16 protein-coding genes and 1 tRNA gene are annotated in these 18390 nt (G+C 71.9%); 3 read left to right on the top strand and 14 right to left on the bottom strand.

The genetic code is table 11. The annotated features are described in order from the left end of the window. Positions 1 to 11: 11 nt before the first annotated feature. On the bottom strand, positions 12 to 449 hold the full coding sequence (locus tag ACWD12_RS19380) for a hypothetical protein (protein WP_450100544.1): 438 nt from the start codon (positions 447 to 449) through the stop codon (positions 12 to 14). 109 nt (positions 450 to 558) lie between these two features. Here ACWD12_RS19380 and ACWD12_RS19375 point away from each other — a divergent pair, with 109 nt between their 5' ends. Beyond that, positions 559 to 792 (top strand): DUF4287 domain-containing protein, encoded by a 234-nt coding sequence (locus ACWD12_RS19375; protein WP_358355496.1) that lies wholly within the window; start codon positions 559 to 561, stop codon positions 790 to 792. Positions 793 to 1012: 220 nt separating this feature from the next. Here the strand turns inward: ACWD12_RS19375 and ACWD12_RS19370 are convergent, their stop codons facing one another. From ACWD12_RS19370 to ACWD12_RS19325, 10 genes are all read right to left on the bottom strand, one after another. After that, positions 1013 to 1900 carry a Bax inhibitor-1/YccA family membrane protein gene (locus tag ACWD12_RS19370; protein WP_358355495.1) on the bottom strand — a complete coding sequence of 296 codons (888 nt, stop codon included), beginning with the start codon at positions 1898 to 1900 and terminating at the stop codon, positions 1013 to 1015. 391 nt (positions 1901 to 2291) lie between these two features. Continuing rightward, positions 2292 to 2373: transfer RNA gene (locus ACWD12_RS19365), tRNA-Leu, on the bottom strand. Between the two features lie 72 nt (positions 2374 to 2445). Further along, the gene (locus ACWD12_RS19360) at positions 2446 to 3708 is read right to left on the bottom strand and encodes a cyclopropane-fatty-acyl-phospholipid synthase family protein (protein WP_358355544.1); all 1263 of its coding nucleotides are present in this window, start codon (positions 3706 to 3708) and stop codon (positions 2446 to 2448) included. Positions 3709 to 4008: 300 nt separating this feature from the next. Then, the gene (locus ACWD12_RS19355; protein ID WP_358355493.1) at positions 4009 to 5367 is read right to left on the bottom strand and encodes an NAD(P)/FAD-dependent oxidoreductase; all 1359 of its coding nucleotides are present in this window, start codon (positions 5365 to 5367) and stop codon (positions 4009 to 4011) included. A 399-nt stretch (positions 5368 to 5766) separates the two neighbouring features. Further along, positions 5767 to 6729 (bottom strand): Ppx/GppA phosphatase family protein, encoded by a 963-nt coding sequence (locus ACWD12_RS19350; protein WP_450100543.1) that lies wholly within the window; start codon positions 6727 to 6729, stop codon positions 5767 to 5769. Beyond that, on the bottom strand, positions 6726 to 7316 hold the full coding sequence (locus tag ACWD12_RS19345) for a DUF501 domain-containing protein (RefSeq protein ID WP_450100542.1): 591 nt from the start codon (positions 7314 to 7316) through the stop codon (positions 6726 to 6728). The genes ACWD12_RS19350 and ACWD12_RS19345 overlap by 4 nt, the downstream gene beginning before the upstream one ends. Positions 7317 to 7537: 221 nt before the next feature. Continuing rightward, on the bottom strand, positions 7538 to 8299 hold the full coding sequence (locus ACWD12_RS19340; RefSeq protein WP_450100541.1) for an FtsB family cell division protein: 762 nt from the start codon (positions 8297 to 8299) through the stop codon (positions 7538 to 7540). A gap of 60 nt (positions 8300 to 8359) precedes the next feature. After that, positions 8360 to 9646 (bottom strand): phosphopyruvate hydratase, encoded by a 1287-nt coding sequence (gene eno / locus ACWD12_RS19335; RefSeq protein ID WP_450100540.1) that lies wholly within the window; start codon positions 9644 to 9646, stop codon positions 8360 to 8362. Positions 9647 to 9881: 235 nt separating this feature from the next. Then, positions 9882 to 11522 (bottom strand): amidohydrolase, encoded by a 1641-nt coding sequence (locus ACWD12_RS19330; RefSeq protein ID WP_450100539.1) that lies wholly within the window; start codon positions 11520 to 11522, stop codon positions 9882 to 9884. 67 nt (positions 11523 to 11589) lie between these two features. Continuing rightward, the gene (locus ACWD12_RS19325) at positions 11590 to 13206 is read right to left on the bottom strand and encodes an APC family permease (RefSeq protein WP_450100538.1); all 1617 of its coding nucleotides are present in this window, start codon (positions 13204 to 13206) and stop codon (positions 11590 to 11592) included. Positions 13207 to 13589: 383 nt separating this feature from the next. Here ACWD12_RS19325 and ACWD12_RS19320 point away from each other — a divergent pair, with 383 nt between their 5' ends. Then, positions 13590 to 14336 carry a TetR/AcrR family transcriptional regulator gene (locus ACWD12_RS19320; RefSeq protein ID WP_450100537.1) on the top strand — a complete coding sequence of 249 codons (747 nt, stop codon included), beginning with the start codon at positions 13590 to 13592 and terminating at the stop codon, positions 14334 to 14336. Between the two features lie 151 nt (positions 14337 to 14487). On the opposite strand, the gene ACWD12_RS19315 is transcribed toward ACWD12_RS19320, so the two are convergent. After that, positions 14488 to 14931 carry a pyridoxamine 5'-phosphate oxidase family protein gene (locus tag ACWD12_RS19315; RefSeq protein WP_358355480.1) on the bottom strand — a complete coding sequence of 148 codons (444 nt, stop codon included), beginning with the start codon at positions 14929 to 14931 and terminating at the stop codon, positions 14488 to 14490. Positions 14932 to 15384: 453 nt separating this feature from the next. Here ACWD12_RS19315 and ACWD12_RS19310 point away from each other — a divergent pair, with 453 nt between their 5' ends. After that, entirely contained in the window at positions 15385 to 16191 is an 807-nt protein-coding gene (locus ACWD12_RS19310; RefSeq protein ID WP_358355478.1) for a glycosyltransferase family 2 protein, read from the top strand. Positions 16192 to 16293: 102 nt separating this feature from the next. On the opposite strand, the gene ACWD12_RS19305 is transcribed toward ACWD12_RS19310, so the two are convergent. Continuing rightward, complete coding sequence (locus ACWD12_RS19305) at positions 16294 to 16926, bottom strand: alpha-ketoglutarate-dependent dioxygenase AlkB (RefSeq protein ID WP_450100536.1); 633 nt, start codon at positions 16924 to 16926, stop codon at positions 16294 to 16296. Between the two features lie 67 nt (positions 16927 to 16993). Continuing rightward, a complete protein-coding gene (locus ACWD12_RS19300) occupies positions 16994 to 18109 on the bottom strand; it encodes a glycosyltransferase family 4 protein (protein ID WP_450100535.1) in 1116 nt (371 codons plus the stop codon). Positions 18110 to 18390 lie beyond the last annotated feature (281 nt).

Here is an 18390-nt window from a genome sequence, read left to right as displayed (position 1 = left end):
TCGGCGGCGGCTCACACGAGCGCGGCCAGCGCGCGCACCTCGCGCAGCGCAGTCTCCGACACCTCCACACACATCGCGGCGGCGGCCCGGTCGTCCGACCCGGCCGCCGCTCGCACGCGCGCACCGAGGTGCGCCGCGAGGTCGAGCCCCGTCACCGCGATCTGGTCGCCGACCGCGAACACCCCGAGGTCCGGGACCTCGCGGCCGTCCGGGGCGTCGCCGAGAGCGGCCAGCCTGCGGGCCAGCGCGAGGCCCGCCTGAGCGCGCGAACGCCCCGAATCTGATGGGTCGTCAGGCGAGACGCGCGCACGCAGCCGGGACTCGGAGAGATGCCGGAAGCGCTCGGCGAGTCTGCGCACCTCCCGGGCCAGCACCGCCACTTCGGAGGGCGCCGAACCGGACCCGTCTCCGGACGGTTGCCGGGGCGTTTCAGCGGGGAGGGTGGACATATCCGGAGCGTACCGTTCGGCGATCGCACCGACTGATGCGCTTCGACCAGTTGCCAACCGTTCGCCCGTCATGCACGCTCGGGTCACGGAACGCTCACCGGAGGCGCTTATGTCCTTGCCGCACTTCTCCGAAGAGACGCACAGGAACCTTCTCGCCCGGGTTCCCTCCGTCACCGGCCGCGAACTCCCCGAATGGTTCAAGGAGATCGACGAGGGCCCCTGTTTCTCCCGCTTCGAGGACCGGGTCCACTGGCTCCAGGACGAACACAGCATCGCGCACGGCCACGCCACCGCGATCATGCGTGAACACGACCGGCGCCGCATGTCGCGCGGCATGCGCTGACCCGGGACACAGCCCCTCAGGAATCTCGACCACCGAGACCTTCGTGGAGAAGTGCGCAGAACACCTGTGGCGGTGACCCTGTGAAGGGCCACCGCCACTGTGCTGTCACCTACTGCTGTTACTGCTGTTCACCGCGCCTGCCACTCCGCCGGTGACCGAGCGCCGGCGACTCGGCTCTGAGCCGGTACGCCGCACGCGGCAACCGGCGGCAACCGGCGCGCTAGTCGCGGAAGATCGCGAGCAGGCGCAGCAGCTCCAGGTAGATCCAGACGAGCGACAGGGTCAGGCCGAACGCGGCCCGCCACGCCTCGCGCTCCGGGGCGCCCGCCGCCACCAGCTGCTCGACCTCGTGGAAGTCCAGCGACAGGAAGAACGCACCGAGGGCGATGCCGATCACACCGAACACGATGCCCATCGCGCCGCCGCGCACGCCGTCGCCGCCCGCGAAGGCGACGAAGATCAGGTTCACGATCATCAGCAGCACGAACGCGATGGCGATCGCGATACCGATGCGGGCGTACCGCGCGGTGACCCGGATGCGGCCCGACTTGTAGGCCCACAGCATCGCGACGAAGATCGCCGCGGTGCCGAGCACCGCCTGCACCACGATGCCGCTGTACGCGTTCTCGAACGCGTGGCTCGCGGCACCGAGGAAGATGCCCTCCAGTGCGGCGTACCCGATGACCAGCGCCGGGTGGATGGTGCGCCGGAACGTGATGAACATGCCGAGGCCGAACGCCGCGAGCATGGACGCGAAGGCCCACGCGTAGTTCTCGGCGGGCAGCAGGGCCCACGCGCCGGCGCCGAAGACGACGACGGTCAGCAGCGTCAGGGCGGTCTTGGCCACGACGTCGTCGACGGTCATGCGGCCCGTCTGGAGCGGGCCGGCCGACTGCTGCCGGTACATCTGGTTCAGCTGGTCGGGGGTCATCTGCTGGCCGTACGGCGCCTGCTGCTGCCCGTACTGGGCGGTGTTCCCGCCGAACGGGTTGCCGCCGCCGGACGGCTGCTGCCCGTAAGGCGCGCCGTACTGCGGCGCCTGCTGCGGCCCGGCCTGCGGCGCTCCGAAGGCCCCCCGCCGCGAGAGGACCGGGTTGCTGCTCCTCATGTCAACTCCTCCATGCCCCTGCGTCTGTGCGGGGTCTGGCTCAAGGGTAATCGTTCAGTAAAGCCTTAGTGTTACCCGTGAGCAGGATCTCTACCCCATCCGCAGGACGGAGAACTCATCTCCCCATCCTGTGGATGGAGAACGCGCGGGCGACCGTGATTGTGCCCGATGCCGGAGCGGCGTGGTGAGGGACACCCGTCATTGCCGCTCCGGGGCACCGGCATCAGGAGTTCTATGGAACGTTCCCGGGCTCTGCCGCGCGTGACGAGTGCGGTACGGAGGGTTGAGGCGTCGCACGGGGAATCCCTCCCGTGCGGACTCGAACTCTCCCGGCCTGGTCCGACGTGGCGGCGTCGGTGGTGTTTCCCCAGGTCAGAGCCATTTCATCCGGTGCCCGGAGCCGGACTCGAACCGGCACGGCCGTGCGGCCAGCGAGGTTTAAGCTCGCCGTGTCTGCGTTCCACCATCCGGGCGCGATGCCGAGCGTAGCGGCATCGAAGCACCCTGTTGACCACCCGCGCACGACTCGGTCGTCGGACCCGCGCTCACCGGACACGCCGCGCGAGCGTGAGTTGCGAGACGCCGAGGTATCCCGCCCGGAATCCGGCCTCGCAGTAGGCGAGGTAGAACTCCCACATGCGTCGGAACGTCGCGTCGAATCCGAGGCGCTCGACCTCCTCCGCGCGCGCCAGGAAGCCCTCGCGCCACAGGCGCAGCGTCTCCGCGTAGTGCGGCCCGAAGTCGCGGCGCTGGACGACGCGCAGCCGGGTGTGCTCGGCGAGCGCGTCGTCGATCGCCTCGGTCGAGGGGATCAGACCGCCGGGGAAGACGTACTTGTGCATCCACGTCCAGGTGTCGCGGGCCGCGCGCATACGGTCGTCGGCCATGGTGATGGACTGCACGCACGCCCGGCCGCCGGGGGCGAGCGCCCGGTCGATGGCGGCGAAGTAGGCCGGCCAGTAGCGCTCGCCGACGGCCTCGATCATCTCGACGCTGACCACCGCGTCGTACGTGCCCGACACTTCGCGGTAGTCGCACAGCCGCACGTCGACCCGGTCGGCGACCCCGGCCTCCTCGAAGCGGCGCCGGGCGAGCGTGCGCTGCTCCTCGGACAGCGTGATGGTGACGACCTCCGCGCCCCGGCCGGCGGCCCGCAGGGCGAGTTCTCCCCAGCCGGTGCCGATCTCCAGGACGCGCGTGCCCGCGCCGACCGCCGCGGCGTCGAGCACGGCGTCGATCTTCCGCCGCTGCGCGTCGGCCAGTTCGTCGCCCGGCTCGAAGAGCGCCGAGGAGTAGGTCATCGTCTCGTCGAGGAACAGCGCGAACAGGTCGTTGGAGAGGTCGTAGTGGCGGCTGATGTTGCCGCGGGCTCCAGAGGGGGTGTTCTCCTCGTCGACCGGGCGCACGGCGACGGCCCAGCGGCGCAGCCTCTGCAGCGGCTTGGGGACGAGGCGGTCGAGGCGGCGCGCGAACACGGTGAGCACACCCGTCGGGTCGTCGGCGTCCCACGCGCCGGTCATCCACGCCTCGCCGAACCCGATCAGGCCGTCGGCGCCGATGCGGCGGTAGAACTCGTCGGGCCGCACGATGCGCATCACCGGGTCGCCGAAGCCGCCGCCGCCGACCACGCGCCCGCCGGGCAGGTGTACGCGAACCCGCAGACCGCGCACGGCGGCCAGGAAGATGCGTTTGGCCACCAGGGCGCGCGCGGGCACGTCCGGGACCTCGGCGAGGCCGGGCCAGCGTCCGGCGTCCGGGGCGCTGCCCGGTTCGGCCGCGGCTCCGGCGGTGCCGGGCGCGGTGCGCAGACGGGGTGCGGAACCGCCGCCCGGACCTCTGCTCGGCTTGCCGGTGCTCGTCGTACTCGTGCTCACTGCGCTCGCCTCACTCCCGCTGCATGTCGACTTTCCTACGTTTCCCAGCAGCGGCGTGAATGACGCTCCATTTAGTCCGTTTGCCGGGCGTACGCAACCGGTTTCGCGCAACCGGTGGGTGCGGAACCGGGTCGTACCCGGGCAACGCGTCAGGGCCCGTACCCCTTCCCGGGGTACGGGCCCTGACGGTCGATCAGGTGCGGTCCGCGCGTCGTGCCGGCGGCCGCCGTGCGGTCAGGCGCTCTTGCTCGCCGCGGCCTCGGGGGCCGGGGCGGGCGGCAGCGCCGCCTCCGCGAACTCGTCGCGCGGGTGCTCCATGGAGCCGAGCGAGACGATCTCGCGGCGGAAGAACATCGCGAGCGTCCAGTCCGCGACGATGCGCGTCTTCCGGTTGAAGGTCGGCATCGCGTACATGTGGTACGTGCGGTGGAACAGCCACGCCGGCAGGCCCTTGAGCTTGAACTTGCCGAACATGATCGCGACGCCCTTGTGCAGGCCGAGGCCGGCGACCGCGCCGAGGTTCTTGTGCTTGTACTCCCCCGGGGGGAAGTCGCGCATCACGCTGATGACGTTGTCGCCGAGCTGCTTGGCCTGGCGTACCGCGTGCTGGGCGTTCGGCGGGCACCAGGCGCCCTCGCCGGCGGCGAGGTCGGGCACCTGCGCGTTGTCGCCGGCCGCGAACACGTGGTCCATGCCGGTTACCTGGAGCGTCGGGCGGGTGTCGACGTGGCCGCGCGGGCCGAGCGGCAGGCCGAAGTCGGCGAGCGCCGGGTTGGGCTTGACGCCCGCGGTCCACACGATGGTGGACGCGTCGAACTCGGTGCCGTCCGACAGCACGCAGTGCTTGTCGACGCAGGACTGGAGCGACGTCTCGAGGTAGAACTCGATGCCGCGCTCCTTGAGCTTCTTCAAGGTCCACTTGCCGAGTTCGTCGCCGACCTCGGGGAGGATGCGGTGCATCGCCTCGACCATGATGAAGCGCATGTCGTCGCGGCTGATGTTCTTGTAGTACTTCACCGCGTCGCGGGCCATGTCCTCGATCTCCGCGAGGGCCTCGATGCCCGCGAAGCCGCCGCCGACGAACGCGAAGGTCAGCGCCTTGCGGCGGATCTCCGGGTCGGTGGTGGAGTCGGCGACGTCGAGCTGGCCGAGCACGTGGTTGCGGAGGGCGATGGCTTCTTCGATGGTCTTGAAGCCGATGCCGTTCTCCGCGAGACCGGGGATCGGGAACGTGCGGGATATGGAGCCGAGGGCGACGACCAGGTAGTCGAACTCGTGGTCGTACGCCTCGCCGACGAGCGGGACGATGCGGGCGACCTTGCGGTCCTGGTCGATGACCGTGACCCGGCCGGTGACGACGTCGGCCTTGGGAAGGGCGCGACGCAGCGGGACGACGACGTGGCGCGGCGAGAGGCTTCCCGCGGCCGCCTCGGGCAGGAAGGGCTGGTACGTCATGTACGACCGCGGGTCCACGACCGTGACGGAGACCTCTCCGTACTTGGCCTTCTTGAGGATGCGCTGTGCGGCGTACAGGCCGACGTACCCGCCGCCGACGACGAGGATGCGGTGGCGACGGTCCTTGTTGCTGCTCATGTACGGAAGTATCCCGGAGCTGGAGGGGGTCCGGTCGGGAGCCCGCTGGATGCCTGCCCGCATCCCCGTGATACCCTGCGCGGTTTTGTTTTCCGGGGCGCCCGCCTGCGGTTGTCCGGGCCGTCGACCCCGAACGCCTTGGTATCCCAACCGGGCCCCCGGAACAGGGCGGTGACCTGCAACGATCCACGAGGGCCGGGATCTCCCGCAGGCCGTGTGATCCCCGCCATGATCTTGGGAACGAGCCCACGACAGGGGCAACCAACCCGCTCGCCGCACGGGCCGGCCCGCGAACGCCCCCACTTAGCCCCAAGGTGACGAAAAGAATCGGCGCCACCCATGTGAAGAGTTTCACAAACAAAGTCGCCAACTATCCCGAGGCGTGGGACGGCCGCCTGTTCAGCCCAGCACGGACCAGGCGATTCCATCCAGAATGTCGTGTTCCGACACCACAACCTCGCGGGCCCCGACGCGTTCCATGATGGTCAGCAGGACCAACGCCCCCGCCCCGATCACGTCGACGCGGCCCGGGTGCATGACCGGGATCGCGGCGCGCTGGTCGTGGGTGCCGGTGAGCAGGCTCTCGGTGATCTCGCGGACCCGGTCCACCGCGATGCGCGAGTGGTGGATGCGCCGCGGGTCGTACTCCGGCAGGTCGAGCGCGATGCCGGCCACGGTGGCGACCGAACCCGCCAGGCCCACCACGGTCTTGGCACGGTCCAGCGGAACCGACTCGGCGGCCAGGTCGATCGCGGCCTCGATGTCGGCCTTGGCCGCGGCGATCTCCGCGGGGGTGGGCGGGTCGGAGCGCAGGTGGCGCTCGGTCATGCGGACGCAGCCGATGTTCACCGACCGGGCCGCCTCGACCCGGTCGCCGCCGAGCACGAACTCGGTCGAGCCGCCGCCGATGTCCAGGACCAGGAACGGGCGTTCGAAGCCGGACGCGGCGGACCCCGGATCGTCCGGCGAGGCGCCGGCGAGTTCGCGGGTGGCTCCGGTGAAGGACAGCGCGGCCTCTTCGTCGCCCGTGACGACCTCGGGCTCGACACCCAGGATCTCGCGTACGCCGGTGCGGAAGTCCTCGCGGTTCTCGGCGTCCCGGCTCGCGCTGGTCGCCACGAAGCGCAGCCGCTTGGCGCCCAGCGCGTCGATGGCGTCGCGGTAGTCGCGGCAGGCGGCGAACGTGCGCTCCAGCGCCTCGGGGGCGAGCCGACCCGTCGTGTCGACGCCCTGCCCCAGCCGCACGATGCGCATCCGGCGGTCGAGGTCGGTCAGGCTTCCGGTGTCCGGGTCCAGGTCGGCGACCAGGAGGCGGATCGAGTTGGTGCCGCAGTCGATCGCGGCCACGCGTTCGGTCGTCACGAGTCCCCTCGGGTTTCTGTGCCGGTGCCGCCGTTCCGGGCGGCAGGGGCGGAGTTCGCGTCGGAGTCGGAGTGTGTGGCGGTGGCGGGGGCGGAATCGGCGGTGCTGCCGTCTGGGGCCACACACGGACCCTTCTTCCACCACTCCGGGAGCGCCGCAAGCGCCTGGTCGCCCAGCGGGTTCACGCCCGGTCCGGCGGCGAGCGAGTGCGCGACCAGGACGTGCAGGCACTTCACCCGGTCGGGCATACCGCCCGCGGACGGGAAGCCCGCCAGCACCTCGATCGCGTCGCGCCGCCGGATGTAGTCCTCGTGCGCGGCGCGGTAGCGGGCCGCCAGGTCGGCGTCCGCGGCGAGGCGCTCGTTCATCTCGCGCATCAGCCCGTCGGACTCCAGCGTCCCGATCGCCGACGCGGCCCGCGGGCAGGTCAGGTAGTACATCGTCGGGAAGGGGCTGCCGTCCTCCAGGCGCGGCGCGGTCTCGACCACGTCGGGCAGCGCGCACGGGCAACGGTGGGCGACCCCGCGCAGGCCGCGCGGTGTGCGGCCGAGCTGGGCGGTGACGGAGGCGACGTCCTGCTGATCCATGCCGTTCAGTATTTCCGATTCGGTGGGGTGGTCCGGGCGCGGTGGCGGCGCGGCGGGCGGACGGGGGGCCGGGGCGGGCGAACGGGGCGGGCGGGGCGGGCGAACGGGGCGGGCGAACGGGTCCGAGGGCGGACGATGTACCGCATGGGTCGACGGGCAGCCCGAGCCGGGCACACGGTCTCGGCGCGGGCCGCGGCGGGGGCGGGTGCTGGTGCGGGTGGTCAGCGGCCGCCGCTCCGCGGGTCGGTGATGGTCTCGTCGGGCGGGGGAGGCGGTGCCTGGGGAGCCGTCGACGGCGTGGGCTTGGCATCGGCCTCGCGCACGGTCGTCCACAAGCTGTCCGGCCAGTCGCCCTTCGGCTTGGCCGCGTCGTCCGGCGAGGTGGTCGGCGCGGGCGGCGGCACGACCGAATAGGCGACGTCGCCCGGGTTGACGTAGTGGAGTTGCATGCGCGCCTGCTGGCGGACGTACGCGGGGTCCTTCCACCGCTCGAGTTCCTCGCGCAGGCGCTCGACCTCCTCGCGGTGGTCGCGCGTCTGCTCGCGCAGGTCCTGGCGTTCGCGCTGCTGGCTGATGTACTGCCGGACGGGCACCACGAGGGCGATGGCCAGAACGCACACGACCAGGGCGAGCACCCCCGCGCGGCCGGTGAGCCGGTTGGGCCGTCCCTTGGTGCCGCCCCACGTGATGACGATGCGGCGGCGCTTGGCCGGCTTCGGCGCGGGACTGCCGGGCGCGGCCTGCCGGTTCGCGGTGGCCTTGCGGGCCGGCGCGGCGGCCTTCGCGGGCCGGGTCGGCCGTGCGGGCCTGGCGGACGACGACGGTCTGGCGGTCCTGGACGGCCTGGCCGCCCCGCCGCCCGTACGCCGGGCGGCGGCGCCCGAGCCGCTGCCCGAGCCGTTCCGCCCGCCCGTACCGCCGGCCACCGCTCCCCTGCCCGCCTTGCCCGGTTCGGTCCCCTTGCGTGCGTCCGCGTCGGACACGCGCCCTCCCTGCCGTCGGGCCGGCCGCACGGTCACCCGCGCGGCCGGTCCGACGATGCGTCAGGCCTCGGCCGAGAACCGCGGGAACGCGCTGCGGCCGGCGTAGACCGCCGCCTCGTCGAGGATCTCCTCGATGCGCAGCAGCTGGTTGTACTTGGCCACGCGCTCGGAGCGGGCCGGGGCACCGGTCTTGATCTGACCGCAGTCGGTGGCGACGGCCAGGTCGGCGATCGTGGTGTCCTCGGTCTCGCCCGAACGGTGACTCATCATGCACCGGTAACCGTTGCGGTGGGCGAGCGACACGGCGTCGAGGGTCTCGGTGAGCGTGCCGATCTGGTTGACCTTCACCAGCAGCGCGTTGGCCGTGGCGGTGTCGATGCCGCGCTGCAGCCGCTCGGGGTTGGTGACGAACAGGTCGTCGCCGACGAGCTGGACCTTGCCGCCGAGGGTGTCGGTGAGCTGCTTCCAGCCCTCCCAGTCCTCCTCGTTCATCGGGTCCTCGATCGACACGAGCGGGTACGCCGCGACCAGCTCCGCGTAGTACGCCGCCATGTCGGCCGCCGACTTCGCGTTGCCCTCGAAGGTGTACGCGCCGTCCTTGTAGAACTCGGTGGCGGCGACGTCCAGCGCGAGCGCGACGTCGCGGCCCGGCTCGAACCCGGCCTTGCCGATCGCCTCGACGATCAGGTCCAGCGCGTCGCGGTTGCTCGGCAGGTCGGGGGCGAAGCCGCCTTCGTCGCCGACGCCGGTGGCCAGACCGCGCGACTTCAGGACGGACTTGAGCGCGTGGTAGACCTCGGTGCCCCAGCGCACCGCGTCGGCGAAGGTCTCCGCGCCGATCGGCGCGATCATGAACTCCTGGATGTCGACGTTGGTGTCCGCGTGGGCACCGCCGTTGAGGATGTTCATCATCGGGACCGGCAGCACGTGCGCGTTCGGCCCGCCGAGGTAGCGGAACAACGGCAGTTCGGCGGCCTCCGCGGCGGCGTGCGCGACGGCCAGCGAGACGCCCAGCATGGCGTTGGCGCCCAGGTTGGACTTGTCGGCGGTGGCGTCGAGGTCGATCATCGTCTGGTCGACGATGCGCTGCTCGTCCGCCTCGATGCCGACGATCTCGGGCTGGATCTGCTCGATGACGGCGAGGACGGCCTTCTCGACACCCTTGCCGCCGTAGCGCGACGTGTCGCCGTCACGCAGTTCGATGGCCTCGAAGGCACCGGTGGAGGCGCCGGACGGGACGGCGGCACGGCCCTGGCTGCCGTCGTCGAGGACCACCTCGACCTCGACCGTGGGGTTGCCGCGGGAGTCGAGAATCTCGCGGGCGTGGACGACGTCGATGGACGGCACAGCATCTCCTTGGTGTTACCGGGCACGAGGGTCTGCTCGGCCGAGCCTAGTGCCTGCCCGCTCCGCGGCCTCCCCCGTGGCCGCGGGTATCCGTTCCGCGCATGGTCGGCGGGGCGTTCGCCGGATCCCCCGGTCGACCGCTCGGCGGGCTGTTCGCCGGACCCCTCGGTCGAACGCTCGGCGGGTGCGGCGGCCGGTCGCCCCGGCAGGGTGCGACCGGCCGCCGTCGGAGCGGTCAGGCGTTGTCGGCGGCGTGGACGCGGGCACCTTCGACGTAGGTGAGGGCGGTGCGCGTCTCGTGGATGTCCTCGGGCGCACCCGCGAAGGGGTTGCGGTCCAGGACGGTGAGGTCGGCGAGCTTGCCGACCTCGATGGAGCCGGTCTCGTCGAGGTGGTTCACGTACGCCGAACCCGCGGTGTAGGCGGCGATGGCGGTGGCCAGGTCGAGGCGCTGCTCGGGCAGGAACACCGGGCTGTCGGAGCCGGGGACGCGGCGGTTGACGGCCACGTGGATGCCGGCCATCGGGTCGGGCGTCGAGACCGACCAGTCGCTGCCCGCCGCGAGGACCGCGCCGGCCTGCTGGAACGCGCGGAACGGGTACTGCCACGCGCTGCGCTCCGTGCCGATGAACGGGATGCAGAGCTCGTCCATCTGCTTCTCGTGCGCGGCCCACAGCGGCTGCATGTTGACGGCGACGTCGAGTTCGCGGAAGCGCGGGATGTCGCCCGGCTCGACGATCTGCACGTGCGCGACGTGGTGCCGCAGGTCGTTGAAGCCGTTTGCCTGGCGGGCGGCGTCGACGGCGTCCAGCACCTCGGTGATCGCGCGGTCGCCGATCGCGTGGAAGTGCACCTGGAAGCCGTGCGCGTCGAGCAGCGTGATGTAGTCGCGCAGCAGCTCCGGGTCGACCATCGACAGGCCCTTGTTGCCGGTCTGGCAGCCGCAGGCGTCGAGGTACGACTCGCCGATCGCGGCGGTGAAGTTCTCGGGTATGCCGTCCTGCATCAGCTTGACGGTGCCGGCGTTGAAGCGGCCCACGGTGCCGCGCGCCCGGCGGTCCAGGAGGAAGTCGAGCTGCTCGGCGCCCTTCTCGCGGTCCCACCACAGCGCGCCGCGCACTCGCGCGGTCAGCAGGCCGGACTCGGCCGCCTCGGTGTACACGTCGAACTGGTCGTTCCAGCCGCCGAATTCGCCGATGATGGCGTCCTGCCACGCGGTGATGCCGAGCGAGTGGAGGTACGCCTGCGCGTCGGCCAGGCCCTTCAGGTAGTCCTGGCGCGTCGGCTGCGGCGCGTACTGGCCGACCAGGCCCATGGCGCCCTCGTGCAGGATGCCGCTCGGGGTGCCGTCGGGCTCGCGTTCGATGCGGCCGTCGGCGGGGTCGGGCGAGTTCTTGTCCAGGCCCGCGATCTCCAGCGCGCGGGTGTTGCACCACGCACTGTGGCCGTCGCGTACGGGCAGGTAGACGGGCCGGTCGGGGACGACCGCGTCGAGCATCTGACGGGTCGCCAGACCGCTGGGGAACGCCTCGAACGACCAGCCGCCGCCGAGGATCCACTCGACCTCGGGGTGCGCGTCGGCGTACTCGGCCACCGACGCGATGCTGTCCTCCTGCGTCTCGGCGTCCGAGAGGTCGCAGCGGCTCATCGTGAGGCCCGCGAACACCGGGTGCACGTGCGCGTCCTGGAAGCCCGGAACCAGCAGGCGGCCGGCCAGGTCGACGGTTTCGGTGCGGGGGCCGACGAGTTCGCGCACCTCGTCGTGTCCCACGGCGACGATGCGGCCGCCGCGTACCGCGACCGCGGTGGCCCAGCGGCGGGCCGGGTCGACGGTCAGGACGGGACCGTTGAACAGGACGAGGTCGGCGTGCGTCATGGGTGTCGGCGGCCTTTCGGGAGTGTGCTGCGGTGTTCGGTGCGGTCCGGGGTGCCGCGGGTGCGGACTACGGCGCCGGGTGCGGCTCGGAGTGCTCGGAGCGCTCGGGGTGCTCGGGGTGCTTGGGGTGCTTGGGGTGCGGTGCGGGGCCGCCGGGTTCGGCGGTCGCCGCGGCGGTGTCCGGGTCGACGGACTTCGGCAGGCTGAAGTAGGCGGGCTTGCGTACGTAGCGGTTCCACGCGGCGATGGGGACGCCCAACGCGATGATCGTGAGCGGCACCACGACGAGGAAGCGCCCGTTCTCGGCGTCGAACGCGAGGGTGTCGGAGGCGGCCCAGTTCGAGTGCACCATGTAGCCGCCGAGCAGCAGAAGTGCGAGTCCGGCCACCCCGGGGAGCAGCGCCAGGGTCACGAAGTTGCGGACCGAGTCGAACAGTTCGCGCCGGAAGATCATCACGCAGGCGACCCCGGTGATGCCGTAGCCGAACGAGACCAGGATCCCGACCGCGGTCACGGTCGCCATGATGACGTCGGTGAGCTTGCCCAGCGCGGTCCCGGCGACGGCCAGCACAAGGCTGATCGCGACGGTGCGGTAGGTGCTGACGGAGGGCGTGCGGTGCACCGGGTGCAGGCGCGCCCAGCTCTTGCCGAGGACTCCGTTGCGGCCCATCGCCATCGTGAGGCGCGCGCCGCCGATCACGCTCGACTGGAGGCACGCGACGGTCGACAGCAGCATCGCGATGTATGCGATGAGCGCGCCCTGTCCGCCGAACATCTTGTCGGTGAGGTAGGGCAGCGCGTTGGCACCGTACTCGGCGAATTCCTCGCGGCTGAGCGCCCGTTGGAACGCCACGGCGGCGAACACGAACAGCCCCGCGGCGAGCACGATCGACAGCAGGCCCGCCTTGCCGGCGACGCGGCGGTCGACGTTCTCCTCGGAGATGCTGAACGCCGTCTCCCAGCCCCAGAAGTTGTACGCCGCCAGCAGCACGCCGGTGGCGAGCATCGTGGTGTCGTCGAACCCGAAGGGGTTGAACCACCCGGCGCTGAAGTCGCTCACCGGCGCCGCGTCGCCCCAGCCCCCGAAGGCCGCCACGCACACGACGATCACCACAACGGCGGCGAACCCGAACAGGATGGCCTGCACGCGCGCGGCCATCTCGACGCCGCGTACCGCGGTGTAGGTGATGAGCGCGGCCCAGGCGACGCCGATGGCGGTGGCCAGTTTCATCGAGTTGAGCGGGTCGATGTCGGCGCCGAGTTCGGCGGCGACGCCGAGGGTGAACTGCCCGGCGAGTTGTGTGCCGTACGCGAGGAACAGGATCGAGCTCGCGACACCGATCCAGCCGACCATGAAGCCGAACCACGGCCCGAGCGCGCGGCGCACCCACATATAGGTGGTGCCCGCGTTCGGGTCGCGGGCGGACAGACGCGCATAGCCGACGGCGATGCCCAGGATGGGCAGGCACGCGATGAGGAAGGTGGCCGGAAGGCTGGTGCCGACCTCCATGCCGATGAGGCCCAGGCCGAGGCCGATGCTGACCGTCGGGCTCATGTTCGCGAGCGCGATCACCACGCCCTGGCGTACGCCGAGGGTCTTGGCGAGGCGCGGCTCGCCGGGCGTCGGGGACGACGCCGCGGACGAGGCGTCCGGGACCGCGGGGCGGTCGGTGTCAACGGACATATCGGCACTCCAGGGCAGGGCATGGCGGAACAGGCGGAGCTCGGGTAACGCCTCCTCGGGGGACGCGGGTTGGGCTCGGTCGGCGGCCACGGCGTCCCGGGGGTGTCAGGCAGTCGTAAGGAAACACGGATGTCAACGGATAAGTCAATGGCGTTGACAAAAGTGTTCCCCTCGACACCTGCGGGCCCTTTCCCGCACCGGGCACGGCAAGATGGGGCGGCAGGAAGCGGTGTTCGCGGGACCCGGCGCGTCCGGGAGGCGGCGGGATGCGCCGGGCGGCGGCGGAAGCGCCGTGCGGTGCCGCCAGGTGTCGAGAGGCATCGGAAGGCGCCGCAAGGCACCGGACAACACCGGAAGACCGCCGGAGCAAGGAGGGGTACGTCGTGGCAGGCACCGGATCAGGGGCCGGGGTACGCGGCACCCGGCGGCGCGCGGCGTCCGGCCGGGCGGGCGGACGGCCCGGGCTGTCCCCCGAACGCATCGTCGACGGCTGCATCGCGCTGCTGGACGAGCAGGGCGCGGACGCCTTGACGTTCCGCCGGATCGGCGCGTACCTCGGGGTGGACCCGACGGCGCTCTACCGGCATTTCCGCGACAAGGACGAGCTTGTGCTGGCCGTCGCGGACCGCCTGCTGGCGCGCAGCATGGAGGACTTCGCACCGTCCGGCGACTGGCGCGGGACGCTGCGCGACATGCTCGTGCGCAGCCGCGAGGTGTACCTCGCGCACCCCGAGGCGGCCGTGCTGTCGGTGGCCCGGACGACGCGGCGGCCCGCGGAGATGGCCGCCGTGGAGATCATCCTCGGGGCGCTCGCGGACGCGGGGTTCCCGCCGGAGGAGGCGGTCCGGTACTACCGGGTGCTCGTCGACTTCATCCTGTCGTGGAGCGGGCTGGAGGCCGCGTTCCTGACGCTGGATCAGGAGGCCCAGTCGGGGGACGACGGCGCATGGTCGCGCGAGTACGCCGGGGCGCCCGCCGACCGCTACCCGCGCATCGCCGCGGCGTCGGCGTACCTGCCCACGGTCGGGCCGCAGGAGAACTTCGAGCTTGCCCTGGACCTGCTGCTGGACGCGGTCGAGGTGCGGGCGGGGCGGTTCGGGGACCGAGACGCCGCGGGACCGCGGGGCTGAGCGCCTGCGCGGCTGAGAGGCTGCGGAGCTGAGAGGCTCAAGAGTTGAGCGCAGCGCCTGAGGGAGTGAGCGGGGACCGAGGGGCTGCGGGAGCGAAAGCCGTGGGACTGCGGGTTGTTCGAGGGACCCGGCCTGCGGGCGGGCGCGGCGGTCAGACGAAGTAGCCGGGACCGCCCGGCCCGCCGTCGAGGCCGAAGATGCGCCAGCGGGTCGGGGTGACCACGCCGAGGCTGGTGCCTTCCCGCGAGAGCGCCCGGTGCTGCTGGGTCAGTCCCTCGTCGCCCAGAATGTGCCGCATCGCGAACTCCCAGCGCTCCTGGGCCCACGCGTCCTCGCGCAGTTCCACCTCGCCCCACACGATCACGTGGGCGATGTCGCCGTCCTCGGCTATCGAGATGCAGACCTTGGGGTTCTTCTCGAGGTTCGACTTCTTGGTGCGACCGGTCAGGCTCAGATAGAGGTGATCGTCGTCGTACGCCAGCATCACTGGGGTCACATGCGGTTCACCGGTCGGTGTCACGGTGCCGACGTGCACCCAGTGCTCGGGGTCACCGAGCATGTGGTCGAGCGCGTCCTTCAACTCCGGGTCGATCATCCTCGTCCGCCTCTCGTGTGCCGTCCCGCGCAGTTGCGGGTACGGTCCGACGGTTGTTCGACGCGGCCACGGTACCTCGCCTAGTGACGTGGGACACACGGCGGGGTCGGGGAAGACGGATTCGAAGGCATTTGCGAAGGCAACCTGCGGACGCAACTGCGAAGTCGACTGAGAAGGTGCAGGCCGCGACACGTGGGCCGCCGCGGCGGACGAAGTCGGGGCCGCCCCGCGTACGGCGGGTGGCGAACGCCGCCGGCCCGACAACGATCTTGCGGGCCTCCGGGCACGCGCTTCCCACCAAAGGGTGATTCCGGAGTGTCCGCCGTGACCTCTGTTCGTTGACCCGATACGTCGACTGTGCGTCGGCCGGGCTCAAGGTCGCGGGGCTCGAGGTCGGGGCGCACGGTGCGGTCCTCCGGTCTCAGCGGCCGGTCATCACGGAAGGCGGTTGCGGTGCCCGAGGTCTCATTCGTCGTGCCCACGCGCAATTCGGGGCGCACGTTGGAGGCGTGCCTGCGGAGTCTGCGCGCACAGGTCGGGGTCGCGGTCGAGGTGATCGTCGTCGACAACGCGTCGACCGACGGGACGCCGCAGATCGCCGCGCGCTGGGCCGACCGCGTCCTGACCCACGGCCCCGAGCGCAGCGCGCAGCGGAACGCCGGGTGGCAGGCCGCGCGGGCGCGCGTCGTGGCGTTCCTCGACAGCGACATGGTCCTGGACGCCGGGGCCGCGTCGGAGGCGTCCGCGGCCTTCTGCGAGGACCCGGGCCTCGGCGGCCTCATCGTGCCCGAATACGCGTTCGGGGCCGGGTTCTTCGCCCGCTGCCGCGCCCACGAGAAGCGCCTGTCCGCGGGCGGCCCCGACACCGAGGGCGCCCGCTTCTTCCGCCGGGACGCGGTCGAACTGGCCGGCGGATACGAGGAGTCGGGTTACGCGGGCGAGGACTGGGAGTTCTCCGAACGGGTCGCCGCCGACGGCTGGACGATCGGCCGCCTCAAGTCCGCCGTCGGCCACGACGAGGGGCGCGTCTCGCTGGGCCGGGCGTTCGCGAAGAAGCGCTACTACGGCCGCAACTTCTACGACTACGCGATGCTCCCGCGTCAGCAGCGGCGTCCGCTCGGACGCACGTCGCTCGTCGGTTCGCCGGCACGCCTCGCCAAGGCGCCGGCCCTCACCGTCGGCCTCGTCCTCCTCAAGGCGGTCGAGGTCGGCGGCATGCTGTGCGGCATGGCCGAGGAACGCCGGGCCCGCCGCAGCTGAGGCGCGTCCCGGCCGGGCCGAGCCGAATCCCAGCCGCGTCGCAGCCGGGCCGGGGCGATTCCGAACGGGGGCCGAGCGGGTCCGAGCCGTGGCCGAGCCGGGTCAGGCCACGCCCTGGGGTCGGAACTGGACGCTTATGCGCGGGCCGGTGGGGCGGGCGGTCTTGGGGACGGCGTGCTCCCAGGTCCGCTGGCACGACCCGCCCATCACCAGCAGGTCGCCGTGGCCGAGCCGTCGTCGGACGGTCCGGCCGGCACCGCCGCCCCTCGGCCTGAGCAGCAGGTCGCGCGGCGCGCCCAGCGAGACGATCGCGACCATCGTGTCCTCGGTGGCACCGCGGCCGATCCGGTCGCCGTGCCAGGCGACGCTGTCCCGGCCGTCGCGGTAGAAGCACAGGCCGACGGTGCGGAAGGGCTCGCGAAGCTCGGATGCGTAGTGCGCGGACAGCGCTTCGCGTGCCGTGGCGAGCGCGGCGTCGGGCAGGTCGTCGGCGGCGCCGTAGTACGCGAGCAGGCGCGGGACGTCCACGACGCGGTCGTACATCTGCCGCCGCTCGGCCCGCCACGGGACCTCCCCCGCGAGGCGGGCGAACAGTGCGTCGGCGCCCCGGAGCCAGCCGGGGAGCAGGTCGATCCACGCCCCCTCGCCGAGGGCGGTACGGCGCATCCCCCGCGTCGGGCCGAGCCGGGCGTCGTCGCCCTGCCCGAAGAGCGACGCCTGGAGATAGACGGACATAAGGTCAACAATAGCTCACGTTTTCGAATGCCTGTTCGAGCACGTAGATGTTGCCCACGCCTCCGGGTCAGGTCGCATATTCGGGGCGGTCCGCCGTGTCCTCGACCGAGGCCGGAAGGGCCGACTCGCAAGCCGACCAGACCGCGTCGGCGACGTCGTCCCACGGGACGGCCCCGCCGCGCCAGCCTTCCGGGGACGGCGCCTCGGCCCAGGCGGGCAGGTGTTCGACGAGTCCGACCGCGAGCGAGCGCGGGTCGGGGCTGACGAGGACTCCGCCCGCGGCGGGAATCGAGTCGAGCAGGCCCGGGTTGGCGTACCCGATCGCGGGGGTGCCCATCGCGGCGGCCTCGTCGACGACGCGGCCCCACCCTTCGCGGATCGAGGTGCACACCAGGGCGTGCGCGCGGGCGACGAGCTGGTCGCGTACCGCACCCGGGACCCGGCCGTGGAAGTTGACGCCCTGCGGCGCGATCCTGCGCAGCCGCGCGTACTCCGGGCCGTCTCCGACCAGCCACAGCCGGGTGGTCGGGATCTCACGCTTCAGCAGCGTGAAGGCGTCGAACAGCTGGTCGATCTGCTTGACCGCGGACAGCCGACCGACGTGGACCAGCGTGGGGCGTACCTCGCGCGGCACGGACGGCCGATTGCGCGTGTCGACGCCTTCCGGCACCAACTCGATGCGCCGAAGCCCGTACGCCCGCAGCGACCTGCGGCTCGACGGCGAGACGGTCAGCACCGGAACGTCCGCCAACGCGCGCAGCCAACGCGGTTCGAGCACGTGGCGGCCCACCATCGCCACGGGCCAGGGGAGTTCGCAGTTCCAGGTCTCCCGCGCGACCTGGTGCACGAGCGCGACCGTCGGCACTCCCCCGCTCCATCGCGCGCAGCCCAACGGCCGAGTGTTGACCTCGTCGATCAGCAGGTCGAAGCGCTCACCGCGCGCAAGAGCTTCGCGGTACCAGACACGCGCGGCGCGGTGGACGCCCAGCGGCCCGCCCGCACGGACGAGGCGTACGCCGTCGACGTCGGTCTCCTCGGCCGCGCGTCCGGGCAGCGCCGCACTGAACCACGTGACCTGGTGGCCGCGCGCGGCCCACCGGCGCAGCACTTCGCGGGTGTAGACCTCGGCCCCGCCCGACGCGGGGTGGCCGGGGCCCTTCCAGTTGAACAGGCAGACGCGCACGGGCCCAGATGTACCAGCGCGGCATCGCCTTGAGGCCGCGACGCGTTCCGGCGCGACCGGATGTTCCCCTGATCGAGCGACGAAGTGACCACCTGGTGCCCTGATTCGTTGACCTCGCGTTCCCCCGTTCGTCCGCGGCGCAGGCCCGTTCGTTCCGCTGTTCGTCCGTTTGCTCGTTCGGCAACTCGTTCGGCAGCTCGTTCGGCAGTTTGCTCGATCGTTTGTTCGTCGACCGCTTGCCCGCTCGCCGTACTCACCGCCCTACCGCCCTACCCCGTATG

Source organism: Streptodolium elevatio, assembly GCF_053592165.1.
This window is presented reverse-complemented; position numbering and strand designations above follow the sequence as displayed.

Bases quoted from the DNA above. Each gene is read 5' to 3' on its own strand.
- ACWD12_RS19370 (WP_358355495.1), bottom strand. From the start codon at position 1,900: ATGAGGAGCAGCAACCCGGTCCTCTCGCGGCGGGGGGCCTTCGGAGCG.
- ACWD12_RS19345 (WP_450100542.1), bottom strand. From the start codon at position 7,316: ATGGATCAGCAGGACGTCGCCTCCGTCACCGCCCAGCTCGGCCGCACA.
- ACWD12_RS19315 (WP_358355480.1), bottom strand. From the start codon at position 14,931: ATGATCGACCCGGAGTTGAAGGACGCGCTCGACCACATGCTCGGTGAC.
- ACWD12_RS19305 (WP_450100536.1), bottom strand. From the start codon at position 16,926: ATGTCCGTCTATCTCCAGGCGTCGCTCTTCGGGCAGGGCGACGACGCC.
- ACWD12_RS19325 (WP_450100538.1), bottom strand. From the start codon at position 13,206: ATGTCCGTTGACACCGACCGCCCCGCGGTCCCGGACGCCTCGTCCGCG.
- ACWD12_RS19375 (WP_358355496.1), top strand. From the start codon at position 559: ATGTCCTTGCCGCACTTCTCCGAAGAGACGCACAGGAACCTTCTCGCC.
- ACWD12_RS19380 (WP_450100544.1), bottom strand. From the start codon at position 449: ATGTCCACCCTCCCCGCTGAAACGCCCCGGCAACCGTCCGGAGACGGG.
- ACWD12_RS19330 (WP_450100539.1), bottom strand. From the start codon at position 11,522: ATGACGCACGCCGACCTCGTCCTGTTCAACGGTCCCGTCCTGACCGTC.
- ACWD12_RS19355 (WP_358355493.1), bottom strand. From the start codon at position 5,367: ATGAGCAGCAACAAGGACCGTCGCCACCGCATCCTCGTCGTCGGCGGC.